Genomic DNA, 19,455 nt, shown 5'->3' with positions numbered 1-19,455 from the left:
TCAAAAAAAATTAATTTCGAAAAAAAGAAGGAGGCTTTGTGCAATGTTTGCAAAAGTTACTTTTTTTAAAATATTGCTGATTGCTAATCTTTTATTAATCATTTCCTGTTTTAATACACTCTATTCCCAATCCTTAACCTGGCTGGGTACGTTGGGAGGCAATACCAGTATTGCCAAAGATGTTTCGGATGAAGGACCAGTGGTAGTGGGATATTCTTATACCTCTGATGCCAGCAAGCGGGCTTTTTCATGGTCACCCACAAGCGGAATGGTAAATCTTGGCGCCCTCGGTGGTGATGAAAGTGTTGCCAACGCTGTTTCTGCAGACGGAAGCATAATTGTTGGTTACTCAAAATTATTGAACCTTGACAGGCTTTCATTTCGTTGGACACAGGCAACAGGTATGGTAGCGTTGCAGGCATTCTCGCAAGATGTTAATCGCCATCAAGCAACGGCCATCTCCGATGATGGTTCGTTTATCGCAGGAATCTATTTCGACAACGATTCATCAAACCCTCAACGTGCATATATCTATACCACCCAAATGATTGACATGTTACATCTTAATGTATATAATGGAACCACTCACCAAACCCCAACAGATTTATCATCTTCCGGTGCCTGGATGGTAGGGCATTTGGAAGATGATCCCAATAATTCTTTCCAACGTAAAGCATTTCGTGTATCTGGTGACCCTGGTTCTCAGCCCGACTTATTAGGCACGCTTGGTGGTAACATTAGTGTAGCAACGGCCATTTCATCTGATGGCTCCGTTATTGTAGGTTATTCTACCAATGCAAACGGTGAATACCGGGCATTCAGGTGGAGAAATACGACCGGAATGGTTGCGCTGCCTTCATTCGGACCAAGCACTTTTGCAAACGATGTATCATCAACAGGCAGATACATTGTGGGTCATTATGATTTACAGAATACTCCTTACGAGGATGATGACCGCGCCATCCTGTGGGATGCTTTCACTGTCCCAGCAACTTTACGCAGTCTGAACTACTATTATGCTGACCTGCTTCAGGATGGGTCAATTCTTGAAAATGCTACTGCCATATCGCCCAATGGCAGATATATTACCGGCTATGGTTTCAACGCTGCCACGCAAAGGCGGGAAGCATTCCTTCTGGACAGACAAGGAACAACAGGTATATCAGAAGGGGTATCTATAATTTCTGACTTTAATCTAAAGCAAAATTATCCGAATCCATTCAATCCAAGTACAATAATCAGTTGGCAGTCGCCGGTCAGCAGTCATCAAACATTAAAAGTTTATGATGTACTTGGTAATGAAGTAGCAACACTTGTTGATGAATACAGAGAGGCGGGAATCTATGAAGTGACATTTGATGCTTCGCAATTGACAAGCGGAGTATATTTCTACAAATTGCAGGCAGGTGAGTTCTCTGCTGGCAGGAAAATGATTTTAATAAAATAATATTATCGGTGGATAGAGTGGGAGGAACCTATACTCCCACTTTTCTATTCATACTTTTTCTTTATCTCAACTACCTTGTTTTTGCTATAATCCATTACTCCAACCATTAAGCCAGCAGTTGTGGTAACTGCTCCAGCTATCTGATAACCAGTTACTTCTCTTCCAAACAAAATCATAATAAATGGAAGTAATGCAAGATAAACATTAGTGTAAGGTACCCAGAAATGTGCAGCAAATCTTGATAACTTAAAGAAACCGAAACTATAGATATATCCCGTCAAACCGGCAGCAATCACAAACAATATCGGTAACCAATTGTTTGGTAATATGTTTCCTTCAAACAGAGCAAAGAATCTGTTGTATTCAGTTTCTTTTATTATTTCTTTTATTGCAAACTCGTCATTCTCGGAAATATTTTTTCTTAAGACATACTCGTCTTCCTGAAGTGAATAATAATTTAACAATACATCTTTTTTATGTTCATCAGTTTTTGCAAGAATCCGGGTTTCAAATTCTTTCTTATCAACACTCGTTGGCATATTTGCATGCAACAGGTTACCGATAACCGGCATGATAAAAATCGCTGTTGAAATAAAGATCATTTTCCAGATTTCCCTCCACACAACAAGTGCATTCGGACCAACGCCCGGCAAAGCTGTTTGAACTGTTTTGTTGTTCAATACTTGCTGGGAAAGAAGACAACCATTAATAACTAAGATCCAGATTATAGCAGTTGAGTCGAAAACTGCATGAGATTGAGAATTTGAAAAAAATCTTGGAAGATGTGGTATAGCAAGTCCGATTATCACTAATGTAATTCCAATCCAATGTTCTTTTCTGATTGGAGCATTAAATAAAATTTTCCCGAAGAAAGGAAGAAATGCGAGATAAACATTTACATAAGGCGCATAAATATGAGGCGAGTAATATCTTGGTAAATAAAAAAATCCGATGTTCTCAATTACTCCTGTAAATGCACAGATGATAATTGTAGAAAGCGAAAGAAATCCCGGCCAAAGATATTTGATTTCTTTACCACGGATAACTTCAATTGTTACGGCTACAACAGCCCAGGCAAGTTTTGATAACTCACGCCACCAGGTCATTACTCCCGGTGATATATCAATCTTCTTTCCGCCGGTAAAGTCTGGTTGATTGCCCATCCAGTTCAAAATGTACTGACCACCAAGACCACCATTTATAATCAGGAGCCAGATGATAATTAAAATCCATTCCATAAAAACTGCCTGATGAAATTGTAAATAACAGGTGCGAAAAATAATTAAAGTTTTTTTAAGAAGTGAAGGTTTAAATTTCAAACTCTGTGATATTTAATAAAAATTTTTATTTGATGAATGTTAATTGATAAAACAACAAAAAAAATTTATGTTTCTTTTGAAAGATTGTACTGCATTTAATTCCACTTCCGTAATCAAGGGTTAATAAATAATAATCTCAGGAGACAAAAATGAAAAAATTATTTTTTGCATTCTTAATAATTCTTCTGACATTTTCTTGTGATACAAGAAAATCTGTTCATAAAGATTTGATAACAGGATTATCGACCGAAGGTGATGGGCTTTCGTGTGATGAAGTTACTATTTTCTCCGGTGATAAAACGATTCAAAGGAACTCATTCATATTCGGAGAAGAAATCTCTTTTAATTTTAGTAACATTAAAGGATTTAATGAATCAAACGGAAAAATTTTTCCCGGAATGAGTATCGTTGTAACAGACAGAAATAAAGATACAATTATCAAAGCAGATGATGTTTATGATAAATATTCAGATGGAGTTACATTAAATCCTCCAACTCTTAAAGCTGATTTAACGCTTGCAAGACCGATTCGCTCGGGGAACAGTTATAGTTTATTCATAAATATCTGGGATAAAAAAGGTGATGGGAAATTTTCAGCGGAGATGAATTTCGAAGTGAAACCAAATGAAAAAATCAAAGCTGCCAGGCACAATTGCAACTATGATGAACTATATCTTTTTTCTGACCAGAATCAAAAAGTTATTACTGACAATGTAATCACTTTTGGAGATAATATTTTCTTAATTTTTGAGGGCATGAAAGAATTTTCAGAAACTGACAACAAAATATTTCCTGGTTTAAGTCTTGAAATTAAAGATGGAAGGGATGAAGTAGTTTTATTTGATGAAGATTTATTTAAAGATTATGAAAATTCGGGAATAGATGCTGATAGCTTCAAAGACAGAGTTTCTGCAAATTTCTGGTTTAATGGATCTGAGGCAAATAACCCATTAAAACTAACAGCAAAGTTGTGGGATAAATCCAGTGATAAATATGTTTTGGCAGAAACCATTCTTACTTTGAAATAATAGACTGCTTAAAAAATTTATCACTATGATAAATCAGTAATAAAAACGCTGGTTAAAATAACATCAGTACAAGATGAGTTTTAACCAATTATCATTGCGGTGCATCTGCAGTATATTTTTGTTTTACTGCTTCAGCTGTTTCAATATCTTTAACACCAGAAATTCTTTTTGCTAATGATTTTCCGTCAAGCTGGTGATATTCAAGAACTTCTAATGGTGTTCCGCATTCGGGATATTCACGCAATCCAAAGTTGGTGAATTCTTTGCCACTAATTTCACCAATTTCCACCAATGCATTTAAAATTCGATCACCTAATCCTCCAATAGCAGAATGATCTTCCAATACAAAAATTCTTTTCTGATTTTTTACAATATCTTTCAACCAATTTAAATCAATTTTATTCAGCCAAGGCATATTCACAACCTTCAAACCGAATCCGATTTTTTTCAGATAGTCCGCAGCTACAAGTGCTTCGTGAAGCATAACAGGACCGTAACCAAAGAGAATAGCGTCATTGCCTTCTGTCAGTTGTGCACCAACTCCAACTTTGAATTTATAATCATCAGGTAGTTGAATTCTTTCAGGAGATGGACCGATGACCAATCTCAACACACAATTTTCTTCTGCAACATTAATGCAATAGTCAGTTGCCCATTTGGTTTCCTGAGCATTGCACGGTTGAATAATTGTTACATTCGGTAATGCACCAAATAAAGAAATATCTCTTACGCTTTGATGCGATTTGCCCGGACCTGCAGGGATCATTCCTGCAAAATGACAAGTGTAAATTATTTTAGTTTTCTCACCGGCATTGTTATAAATCTGTTCGTTTGCTCTTGCTGCAAGAAAACTTGCAAATGTATTCACAATCGGAATCAAACCCATTCTTGCCAGTCCGCCAGCCATTGAAACCATATCTTGTTCGGCAATTCCGTTTTCTATAAATCTGTCGGGATAAGTTTTTTCGAAGTTACGAAGTTTGCAATCTGCAGAAAGGTCTCCGTCAAGCACAACAAATTTTTTATTTGTCTTTGCGAGTTCCACCAATGCTTCGCCATAAGCTTCTGTTACAAATTCTTTATCAAGTTTTGTTGCAACTTTGCCTTCGGTTTTGTTCTCGGGAATTTCGATTTTATCAATACCAAGTTCCTGAGCAAGTTTGTTGATTGATTCTGAAAGTTCATTCAAACCTTTAATATAGCTTTCATCATCAGGTGCGCCGGAATGCCATTTATAAAGTGTCTTTCCCTGAAATGTTTCTGTTAAAGGTTTTTCCATAAAAGAAACGCCTTTACCTTTTATTGTATCGGCGATAATCATCTTTGGTTTGTTTGTAATTTTTTTAAGAGCATCAAAAGTTTTTTTAAGTTCATTGAAATCGTGTCCATTAATTCTCACAACATACCATCCAAAAGCAGAAACTTTTGTAACCACATCTTCAATGTTATTCACATCAGCGACAAGCATATCAGTCTGATATTTATTGTGATCCATAATAGCAGTAACATTATTCACTTTCTGATGGGCTGTTGCCTGAAGTGATTCCCAAATTTGTCCTTCCTGAAATTCACCATCACCTGTCAGAACATAAACATTGCCTTTGTTTTTATTATAAGTTTTTGCCCAGGCCATTCCTTTTGCTTTCGAAATTCCCATTCCGAGTGAACCAGTGCTTGCTTCTATTCCGGGTTGACGAACTTCCGGATGACCATCAAGTCCGTGCAATCTTCTTAACATTAATAATTTTTCTTCGGGAAGAATTCCAAGTGCATAGAACAATGAATAAAGTCCCGGAACATCATGCCCTTTTGATGAAAAATAAATATCACGATCAGGAGAATTGAGTCCGACTTCAAGAACATTCAGTTCATTCAGATAAAGATAAGTTACAATATCCATTGCACTAAGTGAAGAACCAAGATGGCCTGAACCAGCTTTTTTAACTGCAACAAGTGTGTTGTAGCGGCACATATCAGCAAACAGTTTCATTCGTTTTGCCCAATCACCGCCATGTGATTTTACTTTGTCAAATTCTGATTTCTTAATAAGATTGTAAAACATTAAAGCTCCGTGGAATATGGTGTTTTTTTAACTGCACAAAAATATTATTGCCTTGTGAGAAAAGATAAGCTTATAATCACAACTAATTTTAATTTTGTGTTAAGTTTATGAAGAAAAAATAATTTTATGGAAAAATCATTTGATGAATTGCTAAAATTCTACAATGAAGTTGACAAGCTAACTTCATTATTAAATGAAAAACACAAGAACAGATTAAAATGTAAAGCTGGTTGTTTTTCTTGCTGTGTTGATGATATAACAGTTTTCGAAATTGAAGCAGAAAATATAAAACAAAACTTCAAGAGCTTACTGAACAACGAAATGCCTCATCCAAAAGGTTACTGTGCTTTTCTGAATGATAAAGGTGAATGCAGAATTTATGAGCATCGTCCTTATGTGTGCAGAACTCAGGGATTACCACTAAGATGGATTGAAGAAATCAATGAAGAGGAATTATATGAAATGCGAGATATTTGTCCGCTTAATGAAGAAGGCGAGCCCATCGTAAATTTAAAGGCAGAAGATTGCTGGACAATCGGACCATTTGAAGAAAAGCTCGCGCTTATTCAGAAAAATTTTTCAAATAAACCTTTCGGAGAAAACAGAGTAAGGTTGAGAGATTTATTTCTTAAATAAAAAGCGAGCCAGTCGTGACTCGCTATTGAATTAAAATTATAATCAGGTTAAAGAACTATTTTAACAGAATCATTTTTCTGGATTGGCTAAACGAACCTGCTTGCAATTTGTAAAAATAAATTCCGGATGTTAATTCCGATGCATCAAAATCAACTTTGTAAATTCCTGCTGATTTTTCTTCATTAACTAATGTAGTTACTTCACTCCCAAGCAAATCATAAACTTTTAGTGTTACCAGATTCCTCACTCCATTCGGAATGACATATTCTATCGTAGTAGATGGATTAAACGGATTGGGGTAATTTTGTTGGAGTGAGAATTCTGTTGGTAATGAATTATTATCTTCAACATCCAAAACAATTATTTCCTGATACTTTATTCTTGCCTGATTTACAGCAGCATCGAGCATTGACTTATCATCAGCAGCAAGAATTGCAAATGCAACTTTAACGCTGTCTCCGGGATTTATTGTAAATGGTCCTGCAGAAGTAACATTGGAAACATCGCCCGGACCTGCTGTGGCTTTTCCGATTCCACTCGATATTGCCTGCCATTTTTCTGCGTCATCAAATCCATCGTAAATCTGGAATCCGCCATCACCACCATCATTCTTAATTGCATAAAATCCATAGTTTGTTCCTGACAGCAAAGCGACACCATTATAATTTGTCGGACCACCGGTTGTGTTTCTTACGAAGCCATAATTCAATGTGTTATCCCATTCGGTTCTGTCGCCCGCACCGCTTCCGTCAATCATATCCCAATCGAAAAACAATCCCGAATAAAGATTTGTTATTGCTGTGCCGGAATTATTTATCAAAGTGTAAACAAGAATTATGAAATTATTATTGGGTGAAGATGAATAAGAATAAGATTTAAGCTTGGCAGTAATTCCTATTTTTGTTGCACCGGCATTATTATCATTCATAATTGCCGAACCTTCAGCATCTGCAATATTACCCGGCACATTTAATATAAACGGTTGAACTACGGCAAAGTCATCATTTTGTATACCTTGATTTGAACCTCTTGCTGCATCAGAAATTTTTGTTGATGAAGTTCCGAGAATCAAAGCTCCTTCAAACAATTGATTCGAACCCCCGAGATATTTAAAGCCGCTTCCCTGCAGATTATCGGGATAATCATTAAAAGCGAAAGCACCTTTACTCGTAATTGTTAATGCAACATCATTCACTGATTGTGTTGCATAGGTTGGATTACCGATTGTTTCAATCCATTGAAAATCAGAGTATGACCCATCACTGAACTTTAAAAGGAAATTCAGTTTTGCATTCTGAGGAACCGAGTTTGAAATTGAAAAAGTAAACTTTGATGAGTAATTATTAAATTCATTAAGTGTTCCAACGGTACCTGCATTAAAGTTTCCATTAAGAACATTTGAATATGAATTTCTTGATTCAAGCTGAATTGAAAGATTGGAAGTAGGATTGAGATAATTTTTAAAGTTGATAGCTACAGAAATAATTTCGCCGCCTTCAAATATTCCATCTCCGTCTCCGCCGGGAGCTTCATCACTGAAGGCAACATCAATCGCACGAACAGAAATTGAATTGATATTATTCAAAGCATTAAATGCATTTATTCTGCCGAAGCCAAGCTGATACTGAAATGACGGATTTAAATTATCAATGTTATCACAATTTACTCTTATCTGTTCTCCAACCTGTTCAGCATTATAGGATGGAAATTGAGAAAATACCAAAGCAGCCAATCCTGCTGTTAATGGCGAAGCCATTGAAGTTCCGCTCAAAGTTGCATAAGTGTCATTCTGCCAGGTGTTGAAAATACTGCTTCCAGGCGCAGATACATCAATAGAATATCCGAAATTAGAAAAACTTGATTTTGTATCTGTTGAAGTTGTTGATGCAACTGATAAAACACCTTTGTAAGAAGATGGATAATGACTGCCCGAACTGTTTGAATTTCCTGCAGCCGCTACAACTAATGAACCTTGTGACAAAGCATAATTAATTGTTTCCTGTCCGAACATTGAAAATCCGCTTCCACCCCAACTGCAATTAATAACTTTTGCACCATTATCAGTAGCATAAACAATCCCTTCGTATCCGTAAACTATGTAAGGACCATTAGAACCTCTTTGATCATTGCGGGAAGTTTTAACGGGCATCAGTTTGCATTTAAATCCGATTGATGCAACGCCAATTCCGTTATCAGTAACAGCAGAAGAAATTCCTGCAACATGAGTTCCGTGATCAGGTTGGTCTTCCATTGGATCGTTGTCAGGTGTTCCACTCAGACCACCAAAATCCCAACCTCTTATATCGTCAACATAACCATTGTTGTCATCATCAATTCCGTTGTTGGGAATTTCACTCCAGTTTCTGTAAATGTTCGCAGCCAAATCAGGATGATCCCAATCAACACCTGTATCAACAATTCCGATTACTACACTTGTATCACCATTGTTTATATCCCAAGCAAGCGCTGCACTGATTTTTGAAAGTGCATACTGAGAAGCATAACTTGGATCATCGGGAACATAATCAAGTTCATATACAAATTTTGGTTCAGCCCATTCTACTTCATTGAATCCGGAAATTTTTGAACTGATATAAAACGGGTCAACTTCAGATTCATATTTTATCATTACTATTCTGGAAAGGGAGGAGTTCTCTTTTAATTTTTCGGGAAATATTAGCTTCGCTTCACTTATATTCAGTGATTTTAACGACTCAGAAAGATTATGACTAAAGCTAACATTTCCTTCTGCACTTGATGAAGGAATATATTTTAATTTTAGCACCAAAGTATTAGCAAGATATTTTATTCCATCTTTCTCAAGAATTGTTAAATTGGAATTACCGGCATTAAATCCGAATAATAACAAAGGAAGAAAGAATAAAGCGATGCGCACAAATCTGAAACGGAAGTTATTTTTCATAGCACTCCTTTTTTGAAAGTTAAATTAAACCCATCCGCGCTTTTTGTAAAGCTTAAAACCTATCTCCAGAGATTTTTTTATTTGTGTGAGAAGTTTCTTATCCAGTTTTTTGATATGAAAACAAGATTTGCCTTTGAGGGTTGAAAGAAGTTCGGGTTCAAAAATTTCTTTCAGTGAAGTGTCAGTATAAACAGGCATAAAATAAAATCCGACATAGTTTGATTGAATTATCAATCCGGCAAAATAAATTTCTTTTCTTTTTCTTCCGCCAATTTCAATTTCCTTTTCAGACCAAAGCTCATAACGGGAATCAAAATCATTTCTTGCTTTGAAAGGCGGTTCATATTTCTTCATCAGATTTTTTATCTGATCGAAGATTTGTTTGCGTTCATCAGTTGTCATTTGAGGCTCCGTATTATTAAAATTTATTCAAAAATTATTTAATTAAAAATACGAGTGGTTGAAGAAAGATTGAAAATCAAAACAAAACCACGTAAACCTTTCTTTTATTTTTAATATAGTCGTTATCAGATTTTAATAGATTTTATTTCATTATCATTTACCAGCATAATCTTGTTCCAAAATGCAGCAGATATGATTACCAAAATGGAAATGATTATTCTCATCGGAAAATCTGTCTCAATGAGATTGAATGGTTGATTGATTAATGCATGAATACCGATTAAAAACAGAAGGTTTCTGGTTATAATAAATATTAATGTTAATACCGAACCCGCAGTAAAAAGAATCATTAAATCGGTTCCAAGATTATTCACCTGATTAATAATTAAACGATTAGGAATATGAATTAATGCAAAAATAATTTGAGATATAATTACCGAATAGAATAGTGATTTCTTTATGTTATTTTTAGTTTTCAACAACAGATAAAATTGTAAAAATAGAATCCCCCGATAGATCAATTCTTCAAAAGCTGCATTTCCAAATAACTGTCCGAGTAAACTACCGATCAGAATGTTAATATTGCCAGACATTCGAACCGCCCCCTCACTTACAAACACCCAGATAAAAGTTATTACTTGAGATACAAACCAAATTAGAAAGACAAGCAGCAAAGTCTTTTTCCATTTTTCTTTCGGAAACTAAACCGAAAATAAATCATGCTTGCCTTTTATAAAAATCAGAAAAGAAAATACTGCAAGGCTAAAAAGATTTGTCAGAAGAGTTGGCTGTATAAGGAAAAAAGTTGATTCTGCAACCGAATTAAACACGCGATACTTAAATAAATAATTTAATGCTATTTGATTTAAGGGAATCAATATTAGAATTAAAAATAATATCGGCGGTTTTAGTTTTTTTATTTTTTCTTTCAATTGTTATAGTTTATAAATGAATAATGCTCTTAATTCTCTCTAATTTATTTAATATCCGTTTGGTTTAATAAAGCCGGGAGTAATTTCCGTTACTTTTTTTGCAAAGCCCAGTAGTTCCGGTTCGCTCCAGTATTTTCCTACTACCTGCAGACCAATCGGCAGACCCTCTTTGCCAAGTCCCAAAGGAATTGTTACCGAAGGATTTCCCGATGCATTAAAGCAGGCAACATAAGGCCAAACGTATCTGAAATAATTCATTTCCTTTCCATCGTAATTCAGTCTGCTTCCAATCTTACATCGTTTGAAAGCCGGTCCGAATGCAACAGGAGCTATGAGAAAATCATACTCGTTGAAAAAAGTCTCCCATCTTTGTGTAATCAAATGGCGCTGCAGAATCGTTTCGCCGTAATGATTAGCATCAAATCTGAATGCACTACTAAAGATTTTATCCAAATCAGGAAATTCTTTTTTCATTCCCTTCAGCAATCCTTTATTGAATTGCATCTTTATAAGCGTACGAACAAATGGGTTGTTTCCCTGTGCAACTATATACGGAATTAATCCGGCAAAAACTTTCAGGGAATCGAAATGAAGAGTTTCATCCGGAATTTTCTTTTCAATTTTGCACCCCTTATCATTTAAATTATCTGCAAAAGTTCTGATGGCATTACTTATTTGAGTACTTGTTTCAAATCCCGGCCAACCGTCAGTCCAGGCAATCTTAAATTCACTGAATGATTTTTTTTCAGCAGGTTTCCAATTTATATCAGGAATGTTGCGGTCGCTTTCATGCGGTCCTGCAATTATTTTCCAGAGTAATTCGACATCATCAATAGTTCTTGCCAGCGGACCTGCCTGAACCATATGCACAATTAATGTTCGGGTATTCTCGGGTAATGGAATATTTCCGTGCAGAGGAACTGTATTTTCGGTGGGCTTCAAACCATACAATCCGCAGAAAGAAGAAGGTACCCTTATTGAACCGCCCAAATCACCACCCAGTTCAAGTGGTGTAAAACCTGATGCAAGCGCCGCTGCACCGCCGCCGGTACTTCCTCCAGGTGTGTATTCAGTATTGTATGGATTCTTTCCTTCGGGATAAATATCGCCGGCAACCTGATAATCAGTTAAATTTTTAGGAACATTGGTTTGTCCGAGAATTATCGCTCCGCTTTTTCTGATTCTGCTGACAATGACCGCATCTTCGGGAGCGACGAAATTTTCAAGCATTTTAAAATTATTGTTGCTCTTTTTTCCTTTAATCCAGAATTGTTCTTTAATGGTAACTGGAACTCCGTGAAGCAGTCCGCGAAACCTGCCTTCCTTAGCTTCTTTATCACACAACGATGCTTCCAGCAGGGCTTCTTCTTCAAAAACAGAAATCAGAGCATTCAGTTTGTGGTTGTGTTTTTTAATTTGCTCAAGATGTTCTTTAACAATATCCCTGCTTTCTGCTTTCCCCTCGCGAATCAAACCGGCTAATTCTGTTGCAGATTTATAAATGTATTGACTCATTTGCTGCCTGCTGTTTGTTTGTAATTAATTTATTTATCTGAACGGGAATTTACTATTTGATTGGAATAATGCAAAAATATTTTATCTCAATTTACTGTGCAGAAATTAATGTGGCAAAAAAATTTTAATTATGAATATTGTAGTACACATTTCTTGATAAGCTTTTTTGTTAATGAAGATTTAATTAATTAAAAAGACAGGTTTGAGGGTAGATAACGGCTGAGCGTATATGACTTGTGGCGGTTTTCTTAGCACTTACTTGTCGGCTTGCAATAAACTTACTTAAAAACACATAGCTTCGAATTACCACATTGGCCACCTTAAGTTAAATACGTTGTTAGCGGTTTGTGCTTTATTATCGGTCATATCAATTGTTACAATTTCCACTATCATTATCTGATATAATGATGTCATGTCAACATAAAAATATTTATCATTATACATTTTTTAAGTTACTCAATCCTCTCCAAATAACTTTCCACGAACCCTGATGGCGTTCAAAAACCATAATATCTGTTCCTGTTTCATGATATGTCTTTTTATTCTGTTCGTATTTCATTTCAAAGTCATAAGTTACAATGGCAGTATTTGCAAATAGTTCGACTGTCGGATTGCCTTCATTGTATATGAGAACTTTTGAGTTATTCATAAAATCACTATATGTCTGAATACAGTTGTCTTTACCAATGATTTGATGCTTGAAGTCAGGACTATTAAACACAATATTTGGGTCAAAAAAATCCGAAAGTTGTAACGGGTTTCCTTTGTACCAACAATTGTTGATTTTTTGGACTAGTTCCCAAAGTTGTTTTTGGTCTTTGTTCAATGTCGTTTCGTTGCTCATATTTTTTACTTGGTTAAAAATTTGAAATACTGTTGTTCGGTTATGATGTCGCCATAGCATGACCGCTAACTTATTATTTCCCGCAATTATACTAAAATCAATTTATTTTGCTTAATCAAATCTAAAAAAAATATTAACCCTAAAGGCTGCCTAAACTTCTCTATGCGCCTCAATCGTCTTATCCAAATCATCTTATATCATAAGTCAAAATCATTTCTTGCAGAAAAAGGCGGTTCATATTTTTTCATCAGAGATTTTATCTGATCGAAGATTTGTGTACGGTCATCAGTCATAAAATTTTTTATTGTTTGGAAATTGTTTCCAGCGCCTCTCTGTGTGCCTTAATTGTTTTATCCAAGTCTTCTTTGGTATGTGCTGTTGAGACGAACAGTGCTTCAAACTGTGCCGGGGCAAGATAAATTCCCCGCTTTAACATTTCATGAAAATATTTTCCATATAATGCTGTATCGGACTTCACTGCACTTTTGAAATCGTTTACCGGCTCTTCTGTAAAGAACATACACATCATTGAGCCGACACGGTTCATTGCATAATTTTTTCCGACGGCTTTCAGATTCTCTTTAAATCCGTTTTCAAGATACATCGAGCTCTTTTCTAACTGAACATAAATTTCCGGATGCTCTTTGATGTAACTAAGCGCTGCATAACCTGCAGCCATTGCAAGCGGATTTCCGCTTAATGTTCCCGCCTGATAAACCGGACCGGCAGGTGCAACCATTTCCATAATTTCTTTTTTACCACCGAATGCACCGACTGGCAAACCACCACCAATTATTTTCCCGAATGTTGTTAAGTCGGGTTTGATTCCAAGTATTTCCTGTGCGCCACCTGCAGCAACCCGAAACCCTGTCATCACTTCATCAAAAATCAGAACAATGTTTTCTTCGTTGCAAAGATTTCTTAATTCAACAAGAAAACTTTCATCGGCTTTTACAACTCCCATATTGCCGGCAATCGGTTCAATAATTATTGCGGCCACATTGTTTTTGTTTGCATAAACAAGTTTCTTTACCGATTCAATGTCGTTGAAATCAGCAAGTAATGTGTCGGCAGCATTTCCTTTTGTAACACCTGGAGAGGTTGGAACTCCAAGTGTTAAAGCACCGCTTCCGGCTTTGATAAGAAAATAATCAGCGTGTCCGTGATAACATCCTTCAAACTTGATAAACTTTTCTTTGTTGGTGTAACCTCGTGCGGCACGAATCGCCGACATTGTGGCTTCTGTTCCGCTGTTAACCATTCTTACCATCTCAACCGAAGGAACTAAATCGGTGATTAACTGAGCCATTCTGACTTCAAGTTCTGTTGGTGCACCAAAGCTTGTTCCTTTTTCAAATGCTTCTGCCAAAGCTTGTTTGATGAATGGCGGATTATGTCCGAACAGATGCGGTCCCCAGCTTCCGATGTAATCGATGTACTCATTGCCGTCAACATCATAAAATTTTGAGCCGCTTCCTTTTTCAATAAAGATTGGCTCACCGCCAACTGATTTGAATGCACGTACGGGAGAGTTAACTCCACCGGGGATATATCTTTTTGCTTTTTCGAATAACTGTTTGCTTTTTGTTGTGTTCATAATTTTTATTACCAATTACTGAATTATTTCTAATTGAAATTTAAATATATAATTAGTTCTTTTCACTCTTATTGGAGTATCTTAATTAAAATTCTATATTTTCGGTGAAGATAAAATAAGCTTATCTGTATGAATCCTGAGGAAATTCAAAAAAAATATTTCATACCTGGTTCAAAGGGTTATAAAGTTCTCAGCTTCTATTTTAATCGCTACCGTGATTTGTTTGTAAAGACAATTTATTCAGAACTTGATGAATTCATTAATCAGGTTTATTTAAATATTTGTAGTATTAGTTTATCTGATGAAATCAAAAACCCTGATGCTTATTTAATTGCTGCAATAAAGATTCAATGCAGAGTACAGCTTGATCTTGCTCTTAAAATAAAAAAAAAGCAACAAAATGAAATTCCAATAGAATATGAAAGTGATGACGAAGATATGAGCTCTTTGTATTTTAGTCAGAAAGAAAAACAAAAAACATACAGCAAGGTTGAGAGTGAAGAGTTATTTAGTATTATAAATTTATTTAAGCTTTCACTCAAAGAACAGGAGAGAGCCTTATTTAATTTATTGGTAAATGATATGCACAGGACAGAAATTGCCCGAATTACAAAAAAGAATTTAAACACAATTGACACTCAGATAAGAAGACTGAGAATTAAATTCTTTTCCTATTTAAAGAAAAACGGATACAACTTTCCAATGTTTAATAAATTTGATATTCAATAAATTAATTGAAAGTGTTTTGATAATATTTAAACTTATAATTATATAATGATGAAAAACTTTTTAGAAGAATATTCAATGCTGCTTAATAATTCAAGGGAACATCTTTCGAATCAAGCGATCTCAACTTATCTGAACTTAAGAGAAGTGTTATCTGAAAAAGAGCAGGCGTTTGTTGAAAATCATCTGAAATCCTGCTCAGAGTGCAGAATTAAATATGAAAAAATTATTTCTGAAGATAAAGAAATGGATGAGATTTTTTCTGAAAATACTTCAGAAATCTCCGAACATAGCTCAATAAAAAATTTTCAAATAATTAAACTTTTCAAATATTCCGCAGTTGCTTTGATTTCAATTGCTTTAGGCCTCAGCTTTTATTACATATTAGTTGTGAAAGATGATTTGAAAATAGTTCAAAAAGTTGACAGAAAATTTGAAATTGATAGCCTGTCAAATATTCAAAAAGTGGACAGCAACAAAACTCCTGAAATTGCCTTCAATGAAAAAACTGAAGTTAAAAGACAATGGAATAATTTTGATAAAGAAGTTTTTGCTACAAATGCAGTTCTTGAAAATTTTATTAACCGAAATACAAGATCAAACCTTAATTATGAAATAATTAGCCCAGCAAACGGAGACACTGTAAAAAGCCCTATCACATTCAATTGGAAACAGATCAAACAATCAAAATCAAACACAATTGTTATTGTTGATAATAAAAACAGAACAGTTTACCAGAAAACCATAATCGGTTCCGAAATTAAAGTAAATCAAAAATTTAACAGAGGTTTGTATTACTGGAAATTACTTTCTGATGATAAGCTTGAATTAGTTGGGAAATTTTTTATCCGATAAACTTACAAATCTGACATTAAGCAAAAGTTTATTTGCCAATTAAAATAAACGGACTCCACTCGAGTGGATAAGAGTATGTTCCATCTTTCAAAATTTCAAGTTTAGCTTCCCTTAAAGCAGAAGTATAGCTTTTTCCTTCTAATAATTTTTCATAAAACTTTAACATTAAAACTGATGTCGATTTATCGGCAACACGCCAGAGTGAAACAATAATGTTCTCAGCTCCTGAATACAAAAATCCTCTTGTCAATCCGAGAATTCCTTCACCATTGATTATTGTTCCCAAACCACTTTCACAAGCGCTTAGAACTATCAGTTTTGCATTCAACTTTAAATTAAACACCTCTTCAGAATATAGAATCCCATCTTCCTGAGCTTTAGAATCAATGGACATAATTAAACCGGAGAGTCTGGGCTTTGATTCATTAATAAAACCATGAGTTGCAAGATGAACGCAGCTATACGAAGTTATTTCATCAGATTTCAAATTTGTCTCAGTTGCATTTTTATACTTGAATATTTTACTCTTATATCCTTTTGAATTGAACAATTTGGATATCTCAGTTATTTCAGTATCACTTTCCGGCAAAGCAGAATAATCATCTTCTTGTCCTTTGTTGCTTCTTTCACTTAAAAATAAAGTTGAATCAATTACTTGCTGAATCTTAAGCTTGTCTATGTTTTCATCAATAAAAACCGGTGCAAAGCCGGCAAATGATAATTTAATATTATTTGAATCGGATTTTCTGTTTAACAACAATTTTATAGAATAGCTATAGACGAATTCATATTGGTTCAGAAGATATGGCAGTGTCTTGAAATCCAAATTATTGGTAACGGAAATCTTTTTGTACAAAAGTGCTTCGAATGGGAGATAAAGCGTAATGCCATCGGGTATGATGATAATTCTTTTTTTGTCAGATAAGAAGTTTTCTGCGGGTTTCATCAGAATAGAATAAAGTTTATATGCTGAATGAAGATATGTTTCGTAATCCAGATTTTGTAGTGAGGCTCTGAATTTTTTCGTATAGTCATAAATTTCTGAGCAAGTTGTTTTTAATACAGCATTTTGGTTTTTATCAACAATAAAGATGTAAGCTAAACTATCACCAATAAAATATTCAAGTAATACTGTTTGATCATCCAGAACATCCTTTTGGACTAATTTTATATCAGGTGTGTTATCATCAAACTTAAGTCTGTAATATTCGGGGTAATTTGTTTCAAAGAAATTAATCAGGCTGTCATATTTTGAACTCAACGCGAATAATTCTTTTTTCATTAGAAGCATTTCATCTGAGTCCGGTTGTTCTGCTTCAAACTCTAGTATTTTTGTTTCAAGAAAAGTCTTTTTGGTTTTAATCGATTTTTCTAGTTGCAAATATTGTTCATCAATTCCTGCAAATTGTTTTGCGTTTGATTCTGTAATCGCCTCGTACAATGATTGAGCTTTGCTTTGCTCAGAGAATGCAAATGCTTCACTCTTGTATTTCTCATCACCGGTTAATTCATAGAGTTCAAGCGAAATTCCTATCAACTTTTCTATTACTTCAAACTTTTTCTTACCCAGAAATAATTTTGAAGTTTCATTTCTGTATTCTCTTTTTATTTTTTCAAGTACCTGATTATATCTTTTGTACCAGAAATAGGAACTTTTTAAAGAATTATGATCGATTTGTATATATTTTTTGTCAGGATGCAGCAGTTGATTTGATTGATATTTTGAATAAATCTCTCCTTTAAGAAATATCGCATTTAATAATTCAGTTCTCATTGGAGTTAATGTTAAATTATCCACATTAAAATCAGTATTCAACACTTCCGGAAGAGTATAAATTAATACTGTATCACAGTTTTTTAATGCTTCTTCATATCTCCCTTCTCTCAAATTCAAATCTGCTAAATCGAGAAGTGCTTGTAATTTGTAAGGATTTGAATTTGGATACTTTTTATAGATTGCAAAAGCTTCATTGAAATATTGTCGGGATTTTTCAAACTCTCCTGTTTTTGTATATATACTTGCTATATGTGCCAGAGAATTGGCTGTTTCGATATGTTCATTACCAAAGATTTTTTTTCTAAGATCCAGTCCAATTTTGTCAGTTTCAATTGCTTCGTTGTATTTGCCAATAGTTTCATATGTATCAGCAAGGTTATTGTATGCCATAGCTACATATTGATGATCTTCACCTAAAACTGATTTCCATACATTTAGTGATTTTAATGCGTATTGAATTGCTTTATCAAAATCTTCCATAAGATAATATGCATTGGCAATATTAAGATAACAATTTCCGACAGCGGAGTGTTTTTCTCCGATTAAAGAAAGCCAGATGTAAAGTGATTTTTCAAAATATTGTAAAGCTTTGTCGGAGTCCATTTGCCAGTAATAAATTAGTCCAACATTGTGATAACCTCTTGCAGTATTTTTATGATTTTCACCAAAAGCTGATAAACTAAGATTCAGTCCGTTTCTATAGTACACCAGAGCGCTGTCAAGTTCGCCTGTTTCATAGTAGTAAGAACCGATGCTATTATAAATATCTGCCAAAATAGGTTCATTGCTCCCAAGTTGTTCAAGTCCAATGCTTAAAGCTTCATTTAATGTATTAAAAGATTCATCATACATCGAAAGATATCTCAGATTAATTCCCGCATAATTTTTTGAAATGAGGTAATCCTTCCAGCGTTTTTGAGACTTGAATTCATTTGCTGCTTGTTTGTAATAATATGTTGAACTGTCGTATTCACCTCTTTCATAAAAATGTTCTGCCTTTTCAAAATAATAATTCCCTGCTGAAGAATCTGACAAGACAGTTATTTGTTGTCCAAATGAATTCGGACAGTTAAGAAAAAGAAAAGTTATAAAAAGAATATATGAAAAAAGTATTCTCATAATTTTTTGTGAAAGATAATTAAAACTAATTGCTATATTACTGAGGAAATCTGCAATGGAAAAAATAAGACATAAATTTTCATTTTAAAATAACCAATAAGAATTATCGGATATTTGTGAAAATCACCCACAGGGAATAAAAGTTTCAGAAAAGATAGAATTATACAATCTAATAGCGACTCGGTAATTGCAAAACAAAAAAAGTTCAAATTACCTGTCTGGTGATTAGCGATTAAAACCAATTAAATATTCGACGATTTAATAATTCACAAC

Annotated in this window: 14 protein-coding genes; 5 read left to right on the top strand and 9 right to left on the bottom strand. The window is 34.6% G+C overall.

What is annotated here, in order from left to right; all coding sequences use genetic code 11:
• The first annotated feature begins 43 nt into the window (after positions 1–43).
• Complete coding sequence (locus Q0X14_RS09830) at positions 44–1,447, top strand: T9SS type A sorting domain-containing protein (protein WP_297837675.1); 1,404 nt, start codon at positions 44–46, stop codon at positions 1,445–1,447.
• A gap of 44 nt (positions 1,448–1,491) precedes the next feature.
• On the opposite strand, the gene Q0X14_RS09825 is transcribed toward Q0X14_RS09830, so the two are convergent.
• Positions 1,492–2,685, bottom strand: coding sequence for an EamA family transporter (locus Q0X14_RS09825; RefSeq protein ID WP_297837672.1), 1,194 nt, complete (start codon positions 2,683–2,685; stop codon positions 1,492–1,494).
• A 230-nt stretch (positions 2,686–2,915) separates the two neighbouring features.
• On the opposite strand from Q0X14_RS09825, the gene Q0X14_RS09820 reads away from it, so the two are divergent.
• Positions 2,916–3,794, top strand: coding sequence for a hypothetical protein (locus Q0X14_RS09820; protein ID WP_297837668.1), 879 nt, complete (start codon positions 2,916–2,918; stop codon positions 3,792–3,794).
• A 91-nt stretch (positions 3,795–3,885) separates the two neighbouring features.
• Here the strand turns inward: Q0X14_RS09820 and Q0X14_RS09815 are convergent, their stop codons facing one another.
• Positions 3,886–5,856 (bottom strand): transketolase C-terminal domain-containing protein, encoded by a 1,971-nt coding sequence (locus Q0X14_RS09815; protein WP_297837665.1) that lies wholly within the window; start codon positions 5,854–5,856, stop codon positions 3,886–3,888.
• Positions 5,857–5,982: 126 nt separating this feature from the next.
• Here Q0X14_RS09815 and Q0X14_RS09810 point away from each other — a divergent pair, with 126 nt between their 5' ends.
• Positions 5,983–6,492 (top strand): YkgJ family cysteine cluster protein, encoded by a 510-nt coding sequence (locus Q0X14_RS09810; protein ID WP_297837662.1) that lies wholly within the window; start codon positions 5,983–5,985, stop codon positions 6,490–6,492.
• 55 nt (positions 6,493–6,547) lie between these two features.
• Here Q0X14_RS09810 and Q0X14_RS09805 read toward each other — a convergent pair whose 3' ends face one another.
• From Q0X14_RS09805 to hemL, 6 genes are all read right to left on the bottom strand, one after another.
• Complete coding sequence (locus Q0X14_RS09805; protein ID WP_297837660.1) at positions 6,548–9,415, bottom strand: S8 family serine peptidase; 2,868 nt, start codon at positions 9,413–9,415, stop codon at positions 6,548–6,550.
• 24 nt (positions 9,416–9,439) lie between these two features.
• Positions 9,440–9,817 (bottom strand): hypothetical protein, encoded by a 378-nt coding sequence (locus Q0X14_RS09800; protein ID WP_297837658.1) that lies wholly within the window; start codon positions 9,815–9,817, stop codon positions 9,440–9,442.
• A gap of 125 nt (positions 9,818–9,942) precedes the next feature.
• Positions 9,943–10,410: a CPBP family intramembrane glutamic endopeptidase gene (locus Q0X14_RS09795; RefSeq protein WP_297837656.1), complete on the bottom strand. Its 468-nt coding sequence runs from the start codon at positions 10,408–10,410 to the stop codon at positions 9,943–9,945.
• Positions 10,411–10,797: 387 nt separating this feature from the next.
• Positions 10,798–12,264 carry an amidase gene (locus tag Q0X14_RS09790; RefSeq protein ID WP_297837653.1) on the bottom strand — a complete coding sequence of 489 codons (1,467 nt, stop codon included), beginning with the start codon at positions 12,262–12,264 and terminating at the stop codon, positions 10,798–10,800.
• Between the two features lie 436 nt (positions 12,265–12,700).
• A complete protein-coding gene (locus Q0X14_RS09785; protein WP_297837650.1) occupies positions 12,701–13,108 on the bottom strand; it encodes a nuclear transport factor 2 family protein in 408 nt (135 codons plus the stop codon).
• A gap of 301 nt (positions 13,109–13,409) precedes the next feature.
• Positions 13,410–14,708, bottom strand: a complete 1,299-nt coding sequence (gene hemL, locus Q0X14_RS09780) for a glutamate-1-semialdehyde 2,1-aminomutase (RefSeq protein WP_366522808.1) — start codon at positions 14,706–14,708, stop codon at positions 13,410–13,412.
• Positions 14,709–14,834: 126 nt separating this feature from the next.
• Here hemL and Q0X14_RS09775 point away from each other — a divergent pair, with 126 nt between their 5' ends.
• Complete coding sequence (locus Q0X14_RS09775) at positions 14,835–15,434, top strand: hypothetical protein (RefSeq protein WP_297837643.1); 600 nt, start codon at positions 14,835–14,837, stop codon at positions 15,432–15,434.
• 48 nt (positions 15,435–15,482) lie between these two features.
• The gene (locus tag Q0X14_RS09770) at positions 15,483–16,286 is read left to right on the top strand and encodes a zf-HC2 domain-containing protein (RefSeq protein ID WP_297837641.1); all 804 of its coding nucleotides are present in this window, start codon (positions 15,483–15,485) and stop codon (positions 16,284–16,286) included.
• A 28-nt stretch (positions 16,287–16,314) separates the two neighbouring features.
• Here Q0X14_RS09770 and Q0X14_RS09765 read toward each other — a convergent pair whose 3' ends face one another.
• A complete protein-coding gene (locus Q0X14_RS09765; RefSeq protein WP_297837639.1) occupies positions 16,315–19,182 on the bottom strand; it encodes a CHAT domain-containing tetratricopeptide repeat protein in 2,868 nt (955 codons plus the stop codon).
• Positions 19,183–19,455: the final 273 nt, after the last annotated feature.

The organism is Ignavibacterium sp., from assembly GCF_025998815.1.
Taxonomy (GTDB): domain Bacteria; phylum Bacteroidota; class Ignavibacteria; order Ignavibacteriales; family Ignavibacteriaceae; genus Ignavibacterium.
Note: the sequence above shows the minus strand (reverse complement) of the source record. Positions and strands in the feature narration are given on the sequence as shown.

What these genes read in the sequence shown, in the direction of transcription:
- Q0X14_RS09800 (WP_297837658.1), bottom strand. Translation starts at nt 9,817, where the DNA reads ATGACAACTGATGAACGCAAACAAATCTTCGATCAGATAAAAAATCTG.
- Q0X14_RS09790 (WP_297837653.1), bottom strand. Translation starts at nt 12,264, where the DNA reads ATGAGTCAATACATTTATAAATCTGCAACAGAATTAGCCGGTTTGATT.
- Q0X14_RS09820 (WP_297837668.1), top strand. Translation starts at nt 2,916, where the DNA reads ATGAAAAAATTATTTTTTGCATTCTTAATAATTCTTCTGACATTTTCT.
- Q0X14_RS09795 (WP_297837656.1), bottom strand. Translation starts at nt 10,410, where the DNA reads ATGTCTGGCAATATTAACATTCTGATCGGTAGTTTACTCGGACAGTTA.
- Q0X14_RS09825 (WP_297837672.1), bottom strand. Translation starts at nt 2,685, where the DNA reads ATGGAATGGATTTTAATTATCATCTGGCTCCTGATTATAAATGGTGGT.
- Q0X14_RS09775 (WP_297837643.1), top strand. Translation starts at nt 14,835, where the DNA reads ATGAATCCTGAGGAAATTCAAAAAAAATATTTCATACCTGGTTCAAAG.
- Q0X14_RS09765 (WP_297837639.1), bottom strand. Translation starts at nt 19,182, where the DNA reads ATGAGAATACTTTTTTCATATATTCTTTTTATAACTTTTCTTTTTCTT.
- Q0X14_RS09815 (WP_297837665.1), bottom strand. Translation starts at nt 5,856, where the DNA reads ATGTTTTACAATCTTATTAAGAAATCAGAATTTGACAAAGTAAAATCA.
- Q0X14_RS09830 (WP_297837675.1), top strand. Translation starts at nt 44, where the DNA reads ATGTTTGCAAAAGTTACTTTTTTTAAAATATTGCTGATTGCTAATCTT.
- Q0X14_RS09810 (WP_297837662.1), top strand. Translation starts at nt 5,983, where the DNA reads ATGGAAAAATCATTTGATGAATTGCTAAAATTCTACAATGAAGTTGAC.
- Q0X14_RS09785 (WP_297837650.1), bottom strand. Translation starts at nt 13,108, where the DNA reads ATGAGCAACGAAACGACATTGAACAAAGACCAAAAACAACTTTGGGAA.
- Q0X14_RS09805 (WP_297837660.1), bottom strand. Translation starts at nt 9,415, where the DNA reads ATGAAAAATAACTTCCGTTTCAGATTTGTGCGCATCGCTTTATTCTTT.
- Q0X14_RS09770 (WP_297837641.1), top strand. Translation starts at nt 15,483, where the DNA reads ATGAAAAACTTTTTAGAAGAATATTCAATGCTGCTTAATAATTCAAGG.